This window comes from Streptomyces sp. NPDC002055 (genome assembly GCF_040296705.1).
Classification (GTDB): Bacteria; Actinomycetota; Actinomycetes; order Streptomycetales; family Streptomycetaceae; genus Streptomyces.
The window spans coordinates 95,599-111,228 of the sequence record NZ_JBEOXS010000013.1 but is presented as its reverse complement, the minus strand read 5'-3'; the positions used below and the strand labels follow the sequence as shown (position 1 = coordinate 111,228).

Here is a 15,630-nt window from a genome sequence, read left to right as displayed (position 1 = left end):
CGACGGCGGCCGTCCCACCGAGAAGGCTCGGTGGGACGGCCGCCGTCGTTCTGTCCGTCTCCCCCCCCGGGATGCGCGGGGAGTGAACCCGCTCAGCCCCGGTTCTCGTCCGGGCCGTGGTCCTCGTCCCGCTCCCGCTCGGGGTCCTTGTCCCGCGACGCCTCGCGGTCCTTGTCCAGGGACTTGAGGAAGTCGGGGTTGTCGTCCGGAGCGACCCAGCGGCCCCCGCCACGGCCGCCGAACGACCGGGTCGTGCCGCCCGCCGTCGCGCGCCGGGGGCGTCCTGCGAGGAACCACGCGAGCGAGCCGAACAGCGCATAGCCGAAGAGCACGATGATCAGCACCCAGGCACCCTTGGGAAGCTTGCGGACCTCGTTCTCGGGGGTGTTCAGACAGTCGATGAACGCGTAGATCCACATCGCCAGGACCAGCAGAAACGGCAGATACCTGAGCATGGTGGTGCGGTCCCCCTGACGGCGGGCGGTGAGGCCGGGCGAGGCCCCGGGTACGTGACCAGGGTAGTAGGTGCCCGATACTGGGGCGTATGGCTTACGACGATCTTCGCTCCCTGCTGCGGGCGCTGGAGCGCGACGGCGACCTCCAGCGCATCAAGGCCGAGGTGGACCCCTTTCTGGAGGTCGGTGAGATCGTCGACCGGGTGAACAAGGCCGGCGGACCCGCGCTCCTCTTCGAGAACGTCAAGGGTTCGGCGATGCCGCTGGCCATGAACGTCTTCGGGACCGACCGCCGCCTGCTCAAGTCCCTCGGACTGGCGTCCTACGACGAGATCAGCGAGAGGATCGGCGGTCTGCTCAAGCCGGAGCTGCCGCAGGGCTTCGTCGGGATGCGGGAGGCCTTCGGCAAGCTGGCCGGCATGGCGCACGTGCCGCCGCGGAAGGTCAAGGACGCCCCGGTCCAGGAGACCGTCCTCACCGGTGACGACGTCGACCTCGACCGGCTCCCGGCCCTGTTCACCTGGCCGGAGGACGGCGGGTCGTTCTTCAACCTCGGCCTCACGCACACCAAGGACCCGGAGACCGGGGTCCGCAACCTCGGGCTCTACCGGCTCCAGCGCCACGACCGCCGGACCATCGGCATGCACTGGCAGATCCACAAGGACAGCCGCAACCACTACCAGGTGGCGGCCCGCCGCGGGGAGAGGCTGCCGGTCGCCATCGCCTTCGGCTGCCCGCCCGCGGTGACGTACGCCTCCACCGCGCCGCTGCCCGCCGACATCGACGAGTACCTGTTCGCCGGATTCGTCCAGGGCAAGCGCGTCGAGATGGTCGACTGCAAGACCGTGCCGCTCCAGGTCCCGGCCAACGCCGAGGTCGTCCTGGAGGGCTGGCTGGAGCCCGGGAAGATGCTGCCGGAGGGCCCGTTCGGGGACCACACCGGCTTCTACACCCCGCAGGAGGACTTCCCGGCCCTCACCATCGACTGCGTGACGATGCGTCGGCGGCCGCTCCTCCAGTCGATTGTCGTCGGCCGGCCGCCCACCGAGGACGGGCCGCTGGGGCGCGCCACCGAGCGCTTCTTCCTGCCGCTGCTCAAGGTGATCGTGCCGGACATCGTGGACTACCACCTGCCCGAGGCGGGCGGCTTCCACAACTGCGCGATCGTCTCGATCGACAAGCGCTACCCCAAGCACGCGCAGAAGGTCATGCACGCCATCTGGGGCGCGCACATGATGTCGCTCACCAAGCTGATCGTCGTGGTCGACGCCGACTGCGATGTGCACGATCTGCACGAGGTCGCCTGGCGGGCCCTCGGCAACACCGACTACGCGCGTGACCTGAGCATCGTCGAGGGCCCGGTCGACCACCTCGACCACGCCTCCTACCAGCAGTTCTGGGGCGGCAAGGCGGGCATCGACGCCACCCGGAAGCTGCCCGAGGAGGGCTACACCCGGGACGGCGGCTGGCCGGAGATGGTGCGGTCCGACCCGGAGACGGCGGCGAAGGTCGACCGCCGCTGGAAGGAGTACGGCCTGTGATGTCCGCCGCCGAGGGCGTCGTCGGGCCGGGCCCGGCACCGACGGGCCGGGTGAAGGCATTCCTCCGGCTCGTGATGATCGAGCACTCGGTCTTCGCGCTGCCCTTCGCCTACATCGCCTCGCTCACCGCGATGTTCCTGGAGGACGGCCGGGTCCACTGGGGAGAACTGCTCCTGGTCACCGTCGCGATGGTGGGGCTGCGGACCTTCGCCATGGCCGCCAACCGGATCATCGACCGTGAGATCGACGCCCGGAATCCGCGCACCGCGAGCAGGGAGCTGGTCACCGGCGCCGTCTCCGTCCGGTCCGCCTGGACGGGTGCCCTCGTCGCCGTCGTCGTCTTCCTCGGGGCCGCGGCCCTGCTCAACCCGCTCTGCCTGGCGCTGGCCCCGGTCGCGGTGATCCCGATGGTGGTCTATCCGTACGGCAAGCGGTTCACCCACTACCCACACGCCATCCTCGGCCTGGCGCAGGCCATGGGCCCGGTCGGCGCCTGGCTGGCCGTCACCGCGGACTGGTCCTGGGAGGCGGTGCTCCTCGGGCTCGCCGTCGGCATCTGGATCGGTGGCTTCGACCTCATCTTCGCCTGCCAGGACGTCCAGGCGGACCGGGCGCACGGGGTGCTCTCCGTCCCGGCCCGGTTCGGGGTCGCGGGCGCGCTGTACGGGGCGCGGGCATGCCACGTCCTGACGGTCCTGCTGCTCGCCTGGTACGGCCTGGCCACCGGTGCGGGGGTGTTCTTCTGGGCGGGGCTGCTGATCGTGGTCACGGCGTTCCTCTACGAGCACAGCATCGTCCGGCCCGGCGATCTGTCCCGGCTCAACCGGGCCTTCTTCACCGTCAACGGCTTCATCGGCATCGCGCTGTTCGTCTGCTCCCTGCTCGACCTGCTGGTGCGCGGCCTGACGGTCTGACCGTCGGGCCGCCGACGGCGGGTACCGGTCGCCGTCGGCGCGCGCCGGGGGCTGCCGCAACCGGGACGGTGCCCGGGGCACAGCGGTGCGGGCGGCACATGCCGGAGCCCGTCGCCATCGGGGGCGGGGCGGCGTCGGACGGGAAGCGCGCCATCGCCGACCGGAGCAAGGGGCCGGTGGCCGCCCGGCTTCAGACGGGCTCGTCCGGGCGCCCGCGGCGGAACAGGAAGGCCGCCAGCACCCCGCCGACCAGGCCGAAGAGGTGCCCCTGCCAGCTCACCGCGCCCGCGCTGGGCAGCACGCCCCACAGAATCGAGCCGTAGACCATCGCCACCAGCAGGCCGACCAGGATGTCCAGCGGCCGGCGGTCGACGAACCCGCGGACCAGCAGATAGCCGAAGAGCCCGAAGACGACGACCGAGGCGCCCGCGGTCACCGAACCCGGCGGCGCGGTGAACCAGACACCGAGGCCCCCGACCAGGACGATCACGCAGACCACCCCGAGGAAGCGGCGCACGCCGCCGAGGGCCGCGAGGAAGCCGAGGATCAGCAGCGGCACGGTGTTCGCCGCGACGTGTCCGAAGCCGAAGTGGAGAAAGACCGCGGGCGGTATGTCCGCGAGTTCGGCCGGCTCGCGCGGGGTGATGCCGTACGGGTCGAGGGCGTGCCCCGTCGCCACGTCGACGGCTTCGAGCAGCCACAGCAGCGCCACCCAGCCGACCATCAGCACGGCCGCGGCCTTCATCCGGTCGCCTCTGCTCCGCCCCGCCGGCGCGGCCGCCGGTCCGTACGACATCGCACCTCGCCTCCTGTGCTCTCGCCCGGGCCCGGCCTCCTCCGCGGGCGCCGCGCTCCGGGCCGTCACCCGGACAACGGCCGAGGTGGGGCACCCGGTTCCTGCCCGGGCAGGGTTCCCGGTGGCTGCCTCCGGATAGGCTCGGGCCGTGCAGCCGCCCCAGCAGCAACCGAACGACGCCGCCGCCACCGGCCCGCGCCGGCCGTGGGTCGTCGGCGTGTCCGGCGCCTCCGGCACGCCCTACGCCGCCGCCGTCCTGCGTGCCCTGCTGCACGCGGGCGAGCCGGTGGACCTGGTGATCAGCCGGGCCTCCCGGCTCACGCTGCTGGACGAGACCGGCATCTCCTTCCGGGACGCCCACTGGCGCGCGGACCTCCGTACCTGGCTGGCGCGCGGCGCGGACGGCACCCCGGACTTCTTCGCAGCGGGGCTGCCGGACCTGGACGACGTGCGGTACTGGTCCGCGGGCGATCTGGCGGCCGGGCCCTCGTCGGGCTCGTACCCCGCCCGGGGCATGCTGATCGTTCCGGCGAGCACGGCCTGTGTGGCCGGGGTGGCGCTGGGGCTGTCGAAGGATCTGCTCCAGCGGACCGCGAGCGTGACCCTCAAGGAGCGCCGGACGCTGGTGGTCGCGGTCCGCGAGACACCGCTGAGCGGTCAGACGCTGAAGCAGCTGGTGGCGCTGGACGAGGCGGGGGCCGTGGTGCTGCCGGCCTCCCCGGCGTTCTACGCCGGGGCGACCCACATCCAGGAGCTGGTGGACTTCGTCGCGGGCCGGGCCCTGGACGCGGCCGGGGTGCCGCACACGCTGTACCGCCGGTGGCAGGGCGACATCGGAGGCTCCCGGGCGGAGTAGTCGCTCCGCTCCACGAGGGAGGACGGTCGCTTCCCGCGCCGGGGGGAAGCGAGGCTCGGCTGCGCCCCTGCCCCGGTGCGGCCCCGGGCGGGGCGACACCCGTACCGTGTCTTCGGGTATTGGCTGAAAGATTCACAGGCGAGTGGGGTTCCGCGCCTTAAATTTTATATATTGAACCTGAAATGACTGAATAATGGAAGGCTCCAGTTACATGGACGCGGTGGACAGGCAGCTCATCCAGGCCCTCCGGGAGAACGGCAGGGCCTCGTACGCCGAGCTGGGCAGGCTCGTCGGGCTCTCCGGGCCCAGCGTCACGGACCGGATCAACCGTCTCGAGGCGGCCGGCGTGATCACCGGCTACCGGGCGACCGTCGACTCCGCCTCCCTCGGCCTCGGGGTCACCGCCCTGATCGGCATCTCGCTGACCGACGCCACCGACCACGAGGACGTCGCGTACCGGCTGCGCGACCTGGAGGAGATCGAGGACTGCTGGTTCATCGCCGGCGACGACTCCTACATGCTCAAGGTGCGGGTCGGCAACGTCGACGGCCTGGAGAAGACCATCCGCCGGCTCTCCGGCACCAAGGGCGTCTCCCGGACCCGGACCACCATCGTGCTCTCCACCAAGTGGGAGAACCGGGTCGGCGAACTCCCCGAGGAGTGACCGGCCCCGTCCGGGACCGGGCAGCCGTCCGGGGCCGTCCGTCCACGGCCCCGGGCGCCGCGTGGGCCCGGAACGGCGGGGTCCGGGAGTGGTGCGGGCCGGTGACACAGGGGTGGCGTACGCTCGGGTGAGCCCGATCGGAAGACGTATGGGAGGCGGCCGCATGGACGCGGGGCTCAAGCGTGAGCTGGAGGAGAAGGTCCACGCGGGGGAGCGACTGACCCGTGAGGACGGCATCGCCCTCTACGAGTCCGACGACCTCGCCTGGCTGGGCGGCCTCGCCCACGAGGTGCGGACCCGCAAGAACGGCGACGTGGTCCACTTCAACGTCAACCGCCACCTCAACATGACGAACGTGTGCACCGCGTCGTGCGCCTACTGCTCGTTCCAGCGCAAGCCGGGCGAGAAGGACGCGTACACGATGCGCATCGAGGAAGCGGTCCGCCTCGCCAAGGCGATGGAGGGCGAGAACCTCACCGAGCTGCACATCGTCAACGGTCTCCACCCCACGCTGCCCTGGCGCTACTACCCGCGCTCCCTGAAGGCCCTCAAGGAAGCCCTCCCCGAGGTCTCGCTGAAGGCGTTCACCGCCACCGAGATCCACCACTTCGAGACGATCTCCGGGCTGACGGCCTCCGAGATCCTCGACGAACTGATCGACGCCGGGCTGGAGTCGCTGACCGGCGGCGGCGCCGAGATCTTCGACTGGGAGGTGCGGCAGCACATCGTCGACCACCGCACCCACTGGGAGGACTGGTCGCGCATCCACCGCCTGGCGCACGAGAAGGGGCTCAAGACCCCTTCCACCATGCTGTACGGGCACATCGAGGAGCCCCGGCACCGCGTCGACCACGTGCTGCGGCTGCGGGAACTCCAGGACGAGACCGGCGGCTTCCAGGTCTTCATCCCGCTGCGCTACCAGCACGACTTCGTCGACATGCAGGACGGCAAGGTCCGCAACCGGCTCCAGGCCCGCACCACGATGGCCACCGGGGCGGAGGCGCTGAAGACGTTCGCGGTCTCCCGGCTGCTCTTCGACAACGTCCCGCACGTCAAGGTCTTCTGGGTGATGCACGGCGTGCAGACCGCGCAGCTCGCCCTCCAGCACGGCGCGGACGACATGGACGGCTCGGTCGTCGAGTACAAGATCACGCACGACGCCGACAACTACGGCACCCCGAACAAGCTGACCCGGGACGACCTGCTCGACCTGATCCGCGACGCCGGCTTCCGCCCGGTCGAGCGGAACACCCGGTACGAGGTCATCCGCGAGTACCCGGGGCCGGACCCGGAGCGCCGCGAGACCCCGCAGCCGATGCGCCTCTGAGGTCCGCCGCGGCCACCTCATGACCGGATTCGGGGGGCCGGGCCGGATGCGCGCGAAACCGTAGGCTCCGTGGCCATGCCGCTCACGTTCGACCCGGACCCCGCCGTCACCCCCGGTCTGCGCGACGGCGTCTGCGCCCTGTGGGCGGAGGTCGCGAACGCCGGGGGCGCCGTCGGCTTCGTTCCGCCGGTGACGCCCCAGGACGTACGGCCCGAGCTGCTCACCCAGCTCGCGTCCATGGCCCGGGGCCGCACCCGGCTCGTCGTCGGTCGCGACGAGGACGGCACGGTCGTGGCGGCCGCCTTCCTCACCCTCAACACCGCCGCGGTCTCCCGCCACTGGTGCTGGGCCCACACCGTGCTGGTCCATCCGTCCCGGCAGCGCCAAGGTCACGGACGGGCCCTGATGGCCGCCGTCGGGCGCACCGCCCGCGGACTGGACGGCATCCACGGCATCCGGCTGACCTGCCGGAGCGGCCTGGGCCTGGAGGAGTTCTACGGCGCCTGCGGCTACCGGGAGGTCGGCCGGGTGCCGGACGGGATCCGGGTCGCGGACGGCGGCTTCCACGACGACGTGACGTTCTGGCTCCGGCTCCGCCGGTGACCTGAGCCGGAGAGCCGCTGCCCACTGCCACCGAATCGCCGGCACAGGCCCTGCGCCCTGCCCGAGGACCGGTCGGTCCCCCTCATTTGATCCGGATCCGGACATGCTTCACTGGAGTCGGCCCCGTACCGCCACCGCAGAGAAGAAGGTCCCTCCGTGAGCAGCAAGCAGCACGCCACTCTCCGCTACACCGCGATGCGCTTCGGCATCTTCGCCGGCTGCTTCCTCGTCGTCTGGGGCCTGACCCGCCTGCAGATCCTGCCGAGCGGTATCGGTGACTCCCACATCATCTGGGTGCTGCTGCTCGCCCTCATCCTGTCGGCGCCGCTCAGCTTCATACTCCTGCGCAAGCAGCGCGACCGGATGTCCGAGGAGGTCGCGCCGCGCGTGGAGCGGGTCAAGGAGCGGCTGACCGCCAACCAGGCCCAGGAAGACGCGTAACGCTCGTCACAGCACTGGGCCCTCTCCGGCACCGTCCGGCCACACCCCATCGCGGAGCAACCGCTCCACGGTGGGGTGTTCACGTTGTGCGCGGGGGTGTGCGCCGCCCCGTCATCTCAAAGAAGATCTTTGAATAGCTCAAAGTTCAAGTGTTACCGTGACGGGCATGACGACAGCAGCAGCGCACCGCATGGCCATGGGGCATCCGCTCATGGCGCGCCTGCCCGTCGATCTCTGCCGCTGTCTGCCCGCGGCCTGTTGCCGCAGCTGAGCGACAAGCATCGTCGGCGCTGCCGTCACCTCACGGCCCGCCGCACCCCGTGTCCCCCTGTTTTGTTCCTCGCCGGAGTGTGCCCGTGTCCACCGAAGCCCCCGCCCCGCAGCCGGCTGCCGAGAAGAGACTCGGCAGCCTCATACCGAAGGTGCCGTTCTGGGCGCAGATCCTGCTGGGTCTCGTCCTCGGCGTCGTGCTCGGCTGGATCGCCCGCAGCGGCGACGTCGGCTGGCTGCTCACCACCCTCGACAAGACCGGCTCGATCTTCGTCCAGCTGCTGAAGCTGGCGGTGGCGCCGCTCGTGTTCTTCGCGATCCTGGTGTCCATCACCAATCTGCGGAACGTCAACAACGCCGCCCGGCTGGCGACCCGCACCCTGCTGTGGTTCATGGTCACCTCGCTGATCGCGGTCGCCATCGGGCTCGCCATCGGCCTGATCACCAACCCGGGCTCGGGCACCGGCCTGACCCCGAAGGACGGCGCCAAGCCCGACGAGGCGGGCACCTGGCTGGACTTCCTGACGGGCATCGTCCCGGAGAACGTCATCACGCCGTTCACCGAACTCAACGTGCTGCAGATCGTCTTCATGGCCGCCGTCGCCGGTGTCGCCGCGCTCCAGCTCGGTGAGAAGGCGCAGCCGATCCTGGACCTCAGCCAGTCCGTCCTGGAGCTGCTGCAGAAGGCCCTCTGGTGGGTCATCCGGCTCGCCCCGGTCGGCACCCTCGGCCTGATCGGCTACGCCATCGCCACCTACGGCTGGAACCTGATCGGCAAGTACGCGACCTTCACCGCCGACGTCTACATCGGCTGCGCGCTGGTGATGTTCGGTGTCTACCCCCTGCTGCTGACGACGGTCGCCAAGGTCAACCCGCTGCAGTTCTTCCGGGGCGCCTGGCCCGCCATCCAGCTGGCCTTCGTCTCCCGCTCCTCGGTCGGCACCATGCCGGTCACCCAGCAGGTCACCGAGCGCCTCGGCGTGCCGAAGGAGTACGCCTCCTTCGCGGTCCCGTTCGGCGCCACCACGAAGATGGACGGCTGCGCGGCGATCTACCCGGCGCTCGCGGCGATCTTCATCGCGGAGATCTTCGGGGTGCACCTGGGCGTGGGCGACTACCTCCTGATCGCCTTCGTCTCCGTCGTCGGCTCGGCCGCGACGGCGGGTCTGACCGGCGCCACGGTGATGCTCACCCTCACCCTGTCCACGCTGGGCCTCCCGCTGGAGGGCGTCGGCCTGCTGCTGGCGATCGACCCGGTCCTGGACATGATGCGCACCGCCACCAACGTGGCCGGCCAGGCGCTGATCCCGGTCATCGTCGCCGCCCGCGAAAAGATCCTCGACCGTGACGCGTACGCCGCCGCCGGCGAGGACGCCCCGCACGGCGCGGAAGCGGACGCGGAGCCGGCCCCGGTCGCCGCGTAACCGTCCTTCCCTGCCGCGGAGCCCCCGATTTCCCCCCCGGATCGGGGGCTCCGCTCCGTCCCGGACCGCCACCGGGCGGACCGCGGCGGGTCCGGGCGCGGTGTACGGTCTGGTGTCGGCCGAAGTGCGAGGAAAGGGGAGGGCGTCGTCATGACTCCTCGACGGAGCCCCGACCCCGACGCGCCGACCTTCACCGAGCTGGCCCGCCGTCAGCAGATCATCGAGTGCACCATCGACCTGATCTCCACCCGGGGGTTTCCGGCGACGTCGCTGTCCGCGATCGCCGAGGAGGCCGGGATCTCCAAGGCCGCGGTGCTGTACCACTTCGCGTCCAAGGACAACCTCACCCGGGACACGCTGTCCTATGTGCTCGGGCAGTTCACCCGCTATGTGAACGAGTGCCTGGCGCGCCAGGCGGACCCGCGGGCCGCCGTCATGGCCTACGTCCGCGCGATGATCTCCTACCAGCAGGCCAACCGCCGCCATGTCCGGGTGATCACCGAGATGCTGCTGGACGACGCCGGCGGCACGCGGCTGAAGACACCCGGCTCCCATGACACGGCCGGCCGCTGGCAGGCGCTGGCCGATCTGCTGGCCCAGGGGCAGCGGGCCGGCCAGTTCCGGGAGTTCGCCCCGCAGGTCGTGGCACTCGCGATCGGCGGCGCGATCGACGGCGTGGTCGCCCACTGGCTCTCGGACCCCGGTCTCGATCTCGACGCGGCGGCGGACGAGTTGGAGGTCTTCACCCTGCACGCCATCGAACGCCGCGACTGACCCTTCCGCCCGGAGTCCCGGAGTCCCGGAGTCCCGGAGCCCCGGAGCCCCGGAGCCCCCTCCTCCCGCGAGCGGTCCGGCTCCCCGCCCGGGTCGACGGCGCCGGTGAGTGGCAGGTGCCGGCTCCCGCGAGCGGTCCGGCTCCCCGCGGCGGCTCCGCTTGCGCGACAGCCTCCCTGCGCGACAGCCTCCCTGCGCGACAACTCGCCCCTGCGCGACAGCTCGCCGCTACGCGGCGGCCCGGGCGAAGTCCGGTGCGTGCTCGGGGCGGACGCCGATGCCGCCGAAGTAGCCGATCACGGTGCGCAGCGCCGGCACGCGCCGCACCAGCCGCATCGGCACCGGCAGCCGGTCCCCGTCGAGGGTGCCGTCCAGGGCGGGCCGCAGCAGCATCTCGTGCTCGCCCGCCTGCGACTTCTGGGTCAGGGCCGTCGGCCAGTGGCGACGCCGCTGCACCCGTGCCAGGTCCCGTACGCCGACGGTGCCGCGGCGCAGCGGCTCGGCGAGGATCCGGGCGGCCGCCACGGCATCCTGCACCGCGAGGTTCACCCCGACACCGCCGACCGGCGACATGGTGTGCGCCGCGTCCCCGATGCACAGCAGGCCGTCGGTGTACCAGCGGCGGAGCCGGCCCACCGTCACCTCCAGCAGTTTGACGTCGTCCCAGGAGCGGATCGCGTTCGTCGCATGGTGGTCCCAGCCGAACAGGGCGCCGAGCCGCTGCCGCAGCCAGTCGATGTCGTTCCTCCGCAGCTGAGCGTCCTGTCCCTTCCTGATGAGGTAGGAGGCCTGGTAGTAGTCGCCGCGGTCCACCGTGACCGCGGCCTCGCCGTCCCCGAACAGCGCGAACACCCGGCCGTGCCCCGAGCCGGTGGCGTCCTGCCGGGGTATCCGCACCCACCAGACGTCCATCGGGACGTCGAACCAGTCGGAGCGCAGTCCGGCCGCCCGGCGCACCACCGAGTCCCGGCCGTCGCAGCCGACGGTCAGGTCCGCCGAGAGCTCACCGGGCGAGCCCTCCGCGTCGACGTAACGCACGCCCGTCACCCGCCCGTCCGCGCTGCGCAGCCCGGTGACCGAGGTGCACATCCGCAGGGTGAACGACGGCTCGGCGGCGGCCGCGGTCGCGAGCAGGTTCAGGAAGTCCCACTGCGGGACCATGGCGATGTACTTGTGCCTGCCGGGCAGGCGCCGGAAGTCGGCGAGGGCCACCGGCGTCCCGCCGATCACCATGCGCATCTCCTCCAGCCTGCGCTGCGGCAGTCGGGCGAAGCGTTCGCCGAGGCCGAGCTCGTCCAGGAGCCGGAGCGTCGACGGATGCACGGTGTCCCCGCGGAAGTCGCGCAGGAAGTCCCGGTGCTTCTCCAGCACCGTCACCTCGATCCCCGCCCGGGCGAGCAGCAGCCCGAGCATCATCCCCGCCGGGCCGCCCCCCACCACGCAGCACGTCGTCTTCTCCATGGACCCGCCCCTCTCGTCGAAACGCCTGCCCCACGGATCGGGCCGGCCCGTTCGCCCGCCCCGATGTAACCGCACGGTCAGCAATCTAACCGATCGGTCAGCCGCGTGGGGGTCGAACTCCGAAACCGGCGTTCTGCGCCTGATGGTTCGTTCGCCGGGCCCGTGCGACAGACCTTCACCTGTCTGAGGGCGTCTCAACCGGCGGATCCCGGAGGGTCGTCCGGCACGGGGTCGCGCGCGGCGGCGACGGAGGCGGCCCCGGCGCGACCCCACCGGAACGCGCCGCACGGAACGGGCGCGGAGCCTGCCGGGAGGCACGGGCCACCGCCGTGTACGGGCCGGTCGGCCCCGGTGCCGCCGGGCGCCACCGTAGGCTTACCCGCGAGTAGGAAACGGTGGGGAGGCGGCCAGGGTGGGCGGGAAGACCAAGCGAATGCCCCGGGCGGTGCGAGAGCGGCAGATGCTGGACGCGGCGGTGACCACGTTCGCGCAGCGGGGGTACCGGGCCGCCTCGATGGACGAGATAGCGGAACTGGCGGGCGTGTCGAAGCCCCTGGTGTACCTGTATCTCAACTCCAAGGAGGAGCTGTTCGGCGCCTGCGTCCGGCGGGAGGCACAGGCGCTGGTGGAGGCCGTGCGGAACGCGGTCGAGCCGGAGTGCGGGCCGGCGTCCCGACAGCTGTGGCACGGGCTGCGGGGCTTCTTCGCGCACACCGCCGACCACCCGGACGGCTGGGCGGTGCTCAACAGCCAGGCCCGCACCCATGGCGAGCCCTTCGCCGACGAGGTGGCCGCCATGCGCGAGCAACTCGTCGCGTACGTGCGGCGGCTCATCGCCGCGGCCGGCTGCGAGACCCGGTGCGCGCCGGAAGCGGCCGAGCGGGAGATCGCCGCACTGGCGCACGCCCTGGTCGGCGCGGCCGAGTCCCTGGCGGGCTGGGCCAACGCCGTTCCCGGCGAACGTCCTTCGGCGCAGGAGACCGCGACCATCGCGATGAACTTCGCCTGGCCGGGGCTGCAGAACCTGATGGACGGCAACCGCTGGTCACCGGCCCCCTGAACGTCAGCGGTTGCCGGGGCGCGCGGCCACCGGCCCGGTGTCCGTCGCCGCCCGCCCGGAGCGGTTCCCGGAGCCGTCCGCTTCGGTGGCGCCCCGGACGACCTGCCCGGCGAGGTGGATCCGCCGGCCGTCCGGACCGCCGCGCAGCTGAAAGGCCTGGCCGGCGGCGGCGTAGGTGACCGTCGAGGGGAGCAGGACCGGCGAGGTGAACTCGGCCCGGACGAAGACCTGTTCCGCCAGGGAGGCGCCGGACTCGGCCACACAGCGGGCGAAGCTCCAGATGCCGTGGGCGATGGCCCGGGGGAAGCCGAGCGGCTTGGCGGTCCAGGCGTACAGGTGGATCGGGTGGTAGTCACCGGTCGCCGCGGCGTGCCGGCGCCCGAGGTCGGCGGGGAGCGTCCAGGTGGCGCGGGCCGGCAGCAGCTCCGCCGCGCGGGCGGTGCGGTGGTCCCGCTCGGGCCGGGCGGGATGTCCGCGGCGGGTGAGATAGGTGCAGCGGCCCTGCCAGACCAGCTCGCCGTCGCGCCGGGCCTCGGTCACGATCGTCGCCGTGGTGCCCCGGCGGTGGGCCCGCAGCCCCTCCGCGTGCACCCCCAGCTCCAGGACGTCCTCCGTGCTCAGCGGTGCCCACTGCCGGATCTCCGCGGAGGTGTGGACCAGGCCCAGCAGCGGGAGCGGGAAGGCGCGGTCGGCCATCAGCCGGGCGGTCAGCGGAAAGGCCAGGACATGCGGATAGGTGAGCGGCAGCGGCCGCGTCTGCGAGAAGCCGCACACCCGGGCGTACGCACAGAGACGGCCGAGGTCGATCCGGGCCTCGGGGATGACGAGCCGCGTGCCCGGCAGCAGGGCGTCCGCTCTCGGCCGCTTGCCGATGCCGGTCATGATGCCCTTGCCGAGGGCCGGCATCAGCCGCGGCGGGCGGGGCAGTCGGACAGCGGTCGAATCGGCCATGGGCCAACTCCTCACCATGGCTGGGGTGGCGCCAATTTACTTTCCAGTAAGGCTAGTCAACTTGACCCGGCCTCGAAAGGAGCGGGTTTGGAGGTAGGGCGTGGCCGGCTGCCGCGTGGTTGGTGCCCTCGACGCCGGCCCGGATGGCGTACCGCTTCTTCCACTCCTCGGTTCGCTGTTCCTGGCGACGCCGGCCGACATGCCCGGATCGAGTGATCCCGGGGCCGCCGTCCGGCCGTACCGGGGATCCGCACGGCCCGCTGGGATGCCCTGAAGCTCGGCCGGGGCCGGGGCGGGGGTCCTGCGTCCCGTACCGGCCGGGGTGATTCTCGGAGCGGCCGCCGGGCCGGGATCAGGAGCGCGCCCCGGGCTGCCGCACCGGCACACCGGGCAAAGGCAGGAGCCCCGCTCCCCGCCGAAGCGGGGAGCGGGGCTCCTTGGGTACTGCTGCGTCGACCGCGATCGGCCGACCCCGGTGGAGATCCGAAGGATCAGACCGGGGTGACGTTCTCCGCCTGCGGGCCCTTCGGGCCCTGGGTGACGTCGAAGTTCACGGTCTGGTTCTCTTCCAGGGAGCGGAAGCCAGTCGCGTTGATCGCGGAGTAGTGGACGAAGACATCGGGGCCGCCGCCGTCCTGGGCGATGAAGCCGAAGCCCTTCTCGGCGTTGAACCACTTGACGGTTCCGGTAGCCATAAGCCCTCCTTGGGCCAAAGGGTTGCCCTGCTCCAGAACCTGCAAGAAGTCTGAAAACTACAAAAGCCTGCGGCGTCACATGCTCCGCAGGCTCTGTACTGCAAGGGAAACCAAACTGCAACTTGCCGTGAGCGTAGCACGGGGCGCTCAGCCGGAGAAAGAGGCGAAGATCACCCGAGGGTGGGGTTTCGTGCTGAGACTGCCGCCGTGGCCCGCTGTGGCATGGATTTCCCTGGTTTCAGGTGATCTGTGGTGACGTGTCCCCATGCCTTGTGTCCCGGCGTGTCGGGCGTGTCCCGCTCGCACCTCCGCCACGCGCACCGGGGCCCCGGGTCCGGTGCCGCACGGCCCCTGGGGCTAGCCTCGCGCTGTGGACCATCCTGAGCGAGCTGCTGCCCCCGCCGTTGACGATCATCCTCGCACCCGGCCCCGGGTCGGCCACATCCAGTTCCTCAACTGCATGCCCCTCTACTGGGGCCTCGCCCGTACGGGCGCCCTGCTGGACTTCGAGCTGAGCAAGGACACCCCCGAGAAGCTCAGCGAACAGCTCATCCGCGGCGATCTCGACATCGCGCCGGTCACCCTCGTGGAGTTCCTGCGCAACGCCGACCGGCTGGTGGCCTTCCCCGATCTCGCGGTCGGCTGCGACGGGCCGGTCATGTCCTGCGTGATCGTCTCCCAGGTGCCGCTGGACCAGCTGCACCGGTCCCGGGTGGCGCTGGGCTCCACCTCCCGCACGTCGGTGCGGCTCGCCCAGCTGCTCCTCGCCGAGCGGTACGGCATCGAGCCCGACTACTACAGCTGCCCGCCCGACCTCGGCGTGATGATGCAGGAGGCGCAGGCGGCGGTGCTGATCGGGGACGCCGCGCTGCGTGCCTCCCTGCACGACGCGCCGCGCCTCGGCCTCCAGGTGCACGACCTGGGGCGGATGTGGAAGGAGTGGACCGGGCTGCCGTTCGTGTTCGCGGTCTGGGCGACCCGCCGCGACTATCTCGCCCGGCATCCGCGGATCGTGTCCTCCGTCCACGAGGCCTTCCTGGACTCGCGTGATCTCTCGCTGGAGGAGGTCACGAAGGTCGCGGAGCAGGCCGCCCGCTGGGAGGAGTTCGACGCCGGGCTGCTGGAGCGGTACTTCACCACACTCGACTTCCGGCTGGGCGCCGAGCAGCTGAAGGGCATCGCCGAGTTCGCCCGCCGGACGGGGCCCACGACGGGCTTCCCGGCGGATGTCCGGGTGGACCTGCTCGGCGGCGGCCCGGCGGTGTAGGCGCACGTCGGCCGGGCCCGGTCCGCGCCCGGGGTCCGTGCCCGCGGCCGCTTGCCCGGCCCGCACCTGCCGCCCGCTCGCGGATGCCGGTGCGTCCGGCCGTGCGCGGAGCCGGAGTTCCGGGCCTCCGG

The 15,630-nt window shown here is 71.8% G+C and carries 16 protein-coding genes; 11 read left to right on the top strand and 5 right to left on the bottom strand.

The features are described from left to right. Positions 1 to 92: 92 nt before the first annotated feature. A complete protein-coding gene (locus tag ABT112_RS10695; RefSeq protein WP_351507815.1) occupies positions 93 to 455 on the bottom strand; it encodes a PLDc N-terminal domain-containing protein in 363 nt (120 codons plus the stop codon). A gap of 89 nt (positions 456 to 544) precedes the next feature. Between ABT112_RS10695 and ABT112_RS10690 the strand changes: the two genes are divergently transcribed. Continuing rightward, complete coding sequence (locus ABT112_RS10690; protein ID WP_351507813.1) at positions 545 to 1,996, top strand: menaquinone biosynthesis decarboxylase; 1,452 nt, start codon at positions 545 to 547, stop codon at positions 1,994 to 1,996. Further along, the gene (mqnP, locus tag ABT112_RS10685; protein WP_351507811.1) at positions 1,996 to 2,910 is read left to right on the top strand and encodes a menaquinone biosynthesis prenyltransferase MqnP; all 915 of its coding nucleotides are present in this window, start codon (positions 1,996 to 1,998) and stop codon (positions 2,908 to 2,910) included. Before ABT112_RS10690 ends, mqnP begins: the two co-directional genes overlap by 1 nt. Before the next feature lie 190 nt (positions 2,911 to 3,100). Here the strand turns inward: mqnP and ABT112_RS10680 are convergent, their stop codons facing one another. Beyond that, positions 3,101 to 3,706: a rhomboid family intramembrane serine protease gene (locus tag ABT112_RS10680; protein WP_351507809.1), complete on the bottom strand. Its 606-nt coding sequence runs from the start codon at positions 3,704 to 3,706 to the stop codon at positions 3,101 to 3,103. 148 nt (positions 3,707 to 3,854) lie between these two features. Here ABT112_RS10680 and ABT112_RS10675 point away from each other — a divergent pair, with 148 nt between their 5' ends. The 7 genes from ABT112_RS10675 (at position 3,855) to ABT112_RS10645 (ending at position 10,065) form a co-directional block, all read left to right on the top strand. Continuing rightward, the gene (locus tag ABT112_RS10675) at positions 3,855 to 4,562 is read left to right on the top strand and encodes a UbiX family flavin prenyltransferase (protein WP_351507807.1); all 708 of its coding nucleotides are present in this window, start codon (positions 3,855 to 3,857) and stop codon (positions 4,560 to 4,562) included. Between the two features lie 211 nt (positions 4,563 to 4,773). Next, positions 4,774 to 5,226, top strand: coding sequence for an Lrp/AsnC family transcriptional regulator (locus tag ABT112_RS10670; RefSeq protein WP_351507913.1), 453 nt, complete (start codon positions 4,774 to 4,776; stop codon positions 5,224 to 5,226). Between the two features lie 163 nt (positions 5,227 to 5,389). Continuing rightward, the gene (gene mqnE / locus ABT112_RS10665; protein WP_351507805.1) at positions 5,390 to 6,553 is read left to right on the top strand and encodes an aminofutalosine synthase MqnE; all 1,164 of its coding nucleotides are present in this window, start codon (positions 5,390 to 5,392) and stop codon (positions 6,551 to 6,553) included. A gap of 75 nt (positions 6,554 to 6,628) precedes the next feature. Then, complete coding sequence (locus ABT112_RS10660) at positions 6,629 to 7,156, top strand: GNAT family N-acetyltransferase (RefSeq protein ID WP_351507911.1); 528 nt, start codon at positions 6,629 to 6,631, stop codon at positions 7,154 to 7,156. Positions 7,157 to 7,312: 156 nt separating this feature from the next. After that, positions 7,313 to 7,597 (top strand): DUF4229 domain-containing protein, encoded by a 285-nt coding sequence (locus ABT112_RS10655; protein WP_351507803.1) that lies wholly within the window; start codon positions 7,313 to 7,315, stop codon positions 7,595 to 7,597. 356 nt (positions 7,598 to 7,953) lie between these two features. Beyond that, positions 7,954 to 9,291, top strand: coding sequence for a dicarboxylate/amino acid:cation symporter (locus tag ABT112_RS10650; protein WP_351507801.1), 1,338 nt, complete (start codon positions 7,954 to 7,956; stop codon positions 9,289 to 9,291). Between the two features lie 150 nt (positions 9,292 to 9,441). Next, entirely contained in the window at positions 9,442 to 10,065 is a 624-nt protein-coding gene (locus tag ABT112_RS10645) for a TetR/AcrR family transcriptional regulator (protein WP_351507799.1), read from the top strand. 228 nt (positions 10,066 to 10,293) lie between these two features. Here ABT112_RS10645 and ABT112_RS10640 read toward each other — a convergent pair whose 3' ends face one another. Beyond that, a complete protein-coding gene (locus tag ABT112_RS10640) occupies positions 10,294 to 11,526 on the bottom strand; it encodes an FAD-dependent oxidoreductase (RefSeq protein WP_351507796.1) in 1,233 nt (410 codons plus the stop codon). Between the two features lie 433 nt (positions 11,527 to 11,959). Between ABT112_RS10640 and ABT112_RS10635 the strand changes: the two genes are divergently transcribed. Further along, positions 11,960 to 12,586, top strand: coding sequence for a TetR/AcrR family transcriptional regulator (locus ABT112_RS10635; protein ID WP_351507910.1), 627 nt, complete (start codon positions 11,960 to 11,962; stop codon positions 12,584 to 12,586). 3 nt (positions 12,587 to 12,589) lie between these two features. On the opposite strand, the gene ABT112_RS10630 is transcribed toward ABT112_RS10635, so the two are convergent. Together ABT112_RS10630 and ABT112_RS10625 are read right to left on the bottom strand one after the other, a co-directional pair. Further along, positions 12,590 to 13,537: a MaoC family dehydratase gene (locus tag ABT112_RS10630; protein ID WP_351507794.1), complete on the bottom strand. Its 948-nt coding sequence runs from the start codon at positions 13,535 to 13,537 to the stop codon at positions 12,590 to 12,592. Between the two features lie 491 nt (positions 13,538 to 14,028). Next, the gene (locus ABT112_RS10625; protein ID WP_351507791.1) at positions 14,029 to 14,232 is read right to left on the bottom strand and encodes a cold-shock protein; all 204 of its coding nucleotides are present in this window, start codon (positions 14,230 to 14,232) and stop codon (positions 14,029 to 14,031) included. A gap of 460 nt (positions 14,233 to 14,692) precedes the next feature. On the opposite strand from ABT112_RS10625, the gene ABT112_RS10620 reads away from it, so the two are divergent. Then, positions 14,693 to 15,499, top strand: coding sequence for a menaquinone biosynthetic enzyme MqnA/MqnD family protein (locus tag ABT112_RS10620; protein WP_502975311.1), 807 nt, complete (start codon positions 14,693 to 14,695; stop codon positions 15,497 to 15,499). Positions 15,500 to 15,630 lie beyond the last annotated feature (131 nt).

Excerpts from the sequence above, each read along its gene's own strand:
- ABT112_RS10695 (WP_351507815.1), bottom strand. The coding sequence starts at position 455 with ATGCTCAGGTATCTGCCGTTTCTGCTGGTCCTGGCGATGTGGATCTAC.
- ABT112_RS10690 (WP_351507813.1), top strand. The coding sequence starts at position 545 with ATGGCTTACGACGATCTTCGCTCCCTGCTGCGGGCGCTGGAGCGCGAC.
- mqnP (WP_351507811.1), top strand. The coding sequence starts at position 1,996 with ATGTCCGCCGCCGAGGGCGTCGTCGGGCCGGGCCCGGCACCGACGGGC.
- ABT112_RS10680 (WP_351507809.1), bottom strand. The coding sequence starts at position 3,706 with ATGTCGTACGGACCGGCGGCCGCGCCGGCGGGGCGGAGCAGAGGCGAC.
- ABT112_RS10670 (WP_351507913.1), top strand. The coding sequence starts at position 4,774 with ATGGACGCGGTGGACAGGCAGCTCATCCAGGCCCTCCGGGAGAACGGC.
- mqnE (WP_351507805.1), top strand. The coding sequence starts at position 5,390 with ATGGACGCGGGGCTCAAGCGTGAGCTGGAGGAGAAGGTCCACGCGGGG.
- ABT112_RS10660 (WP_351507911.1), top strand. The coding sequence starts at position 6,629 with ATGCCGCTCACGTTCGACCCGGACCCCGCCGTCACCCCCGGTCTGCGC.
- ABT112_RS10645 (WP_351507799.1), top strand. The coding sequence starts at position 9,442 with ATGACTCCTCGACGGAGCCCCGACCCCGACGCGCCGACCTTCACCGAG.
- ABT112_RS10640 (WP_351507796.1), bottom strand. The coding sequence starts at position 11,526 with ATGGAGAAGACGACGTGCTGCGTGGTGGGGGGCGGCCCGGCGGGGATG.
- ABT112_RS10635 (WP_351507910.1), top strand. The coding sequence starts at position 11,960 with ATGCCCCGGGCGGTGCGAGAGCGGCAGATGCTGGACGCGGCGGTGACC.
- ABT112_RS10630 (WP_351507794.1), bottom strand. The coding sequence starts at position 13,537 with ATGGCCGATTCGACCGCTGTCCGACTGCCCCGCCCGCCGCGGCTGATG.
- ABT112_RS10625 (WP_351507791.1), bottom strand. The coding sequence starts at position 14,232 with ATGGCTACCGGAACCGTCAAGTGGTTCAACGCCGAGAAGGGCTTCGGC.
- ABT112_RS10620 (WP_502975311.1), top strand. The coding sequence starts at position 14,693 with ATGCCCCTCTACTGGGGCCTCGCCCGTACGGGCGCCCTGCTGGACTTC.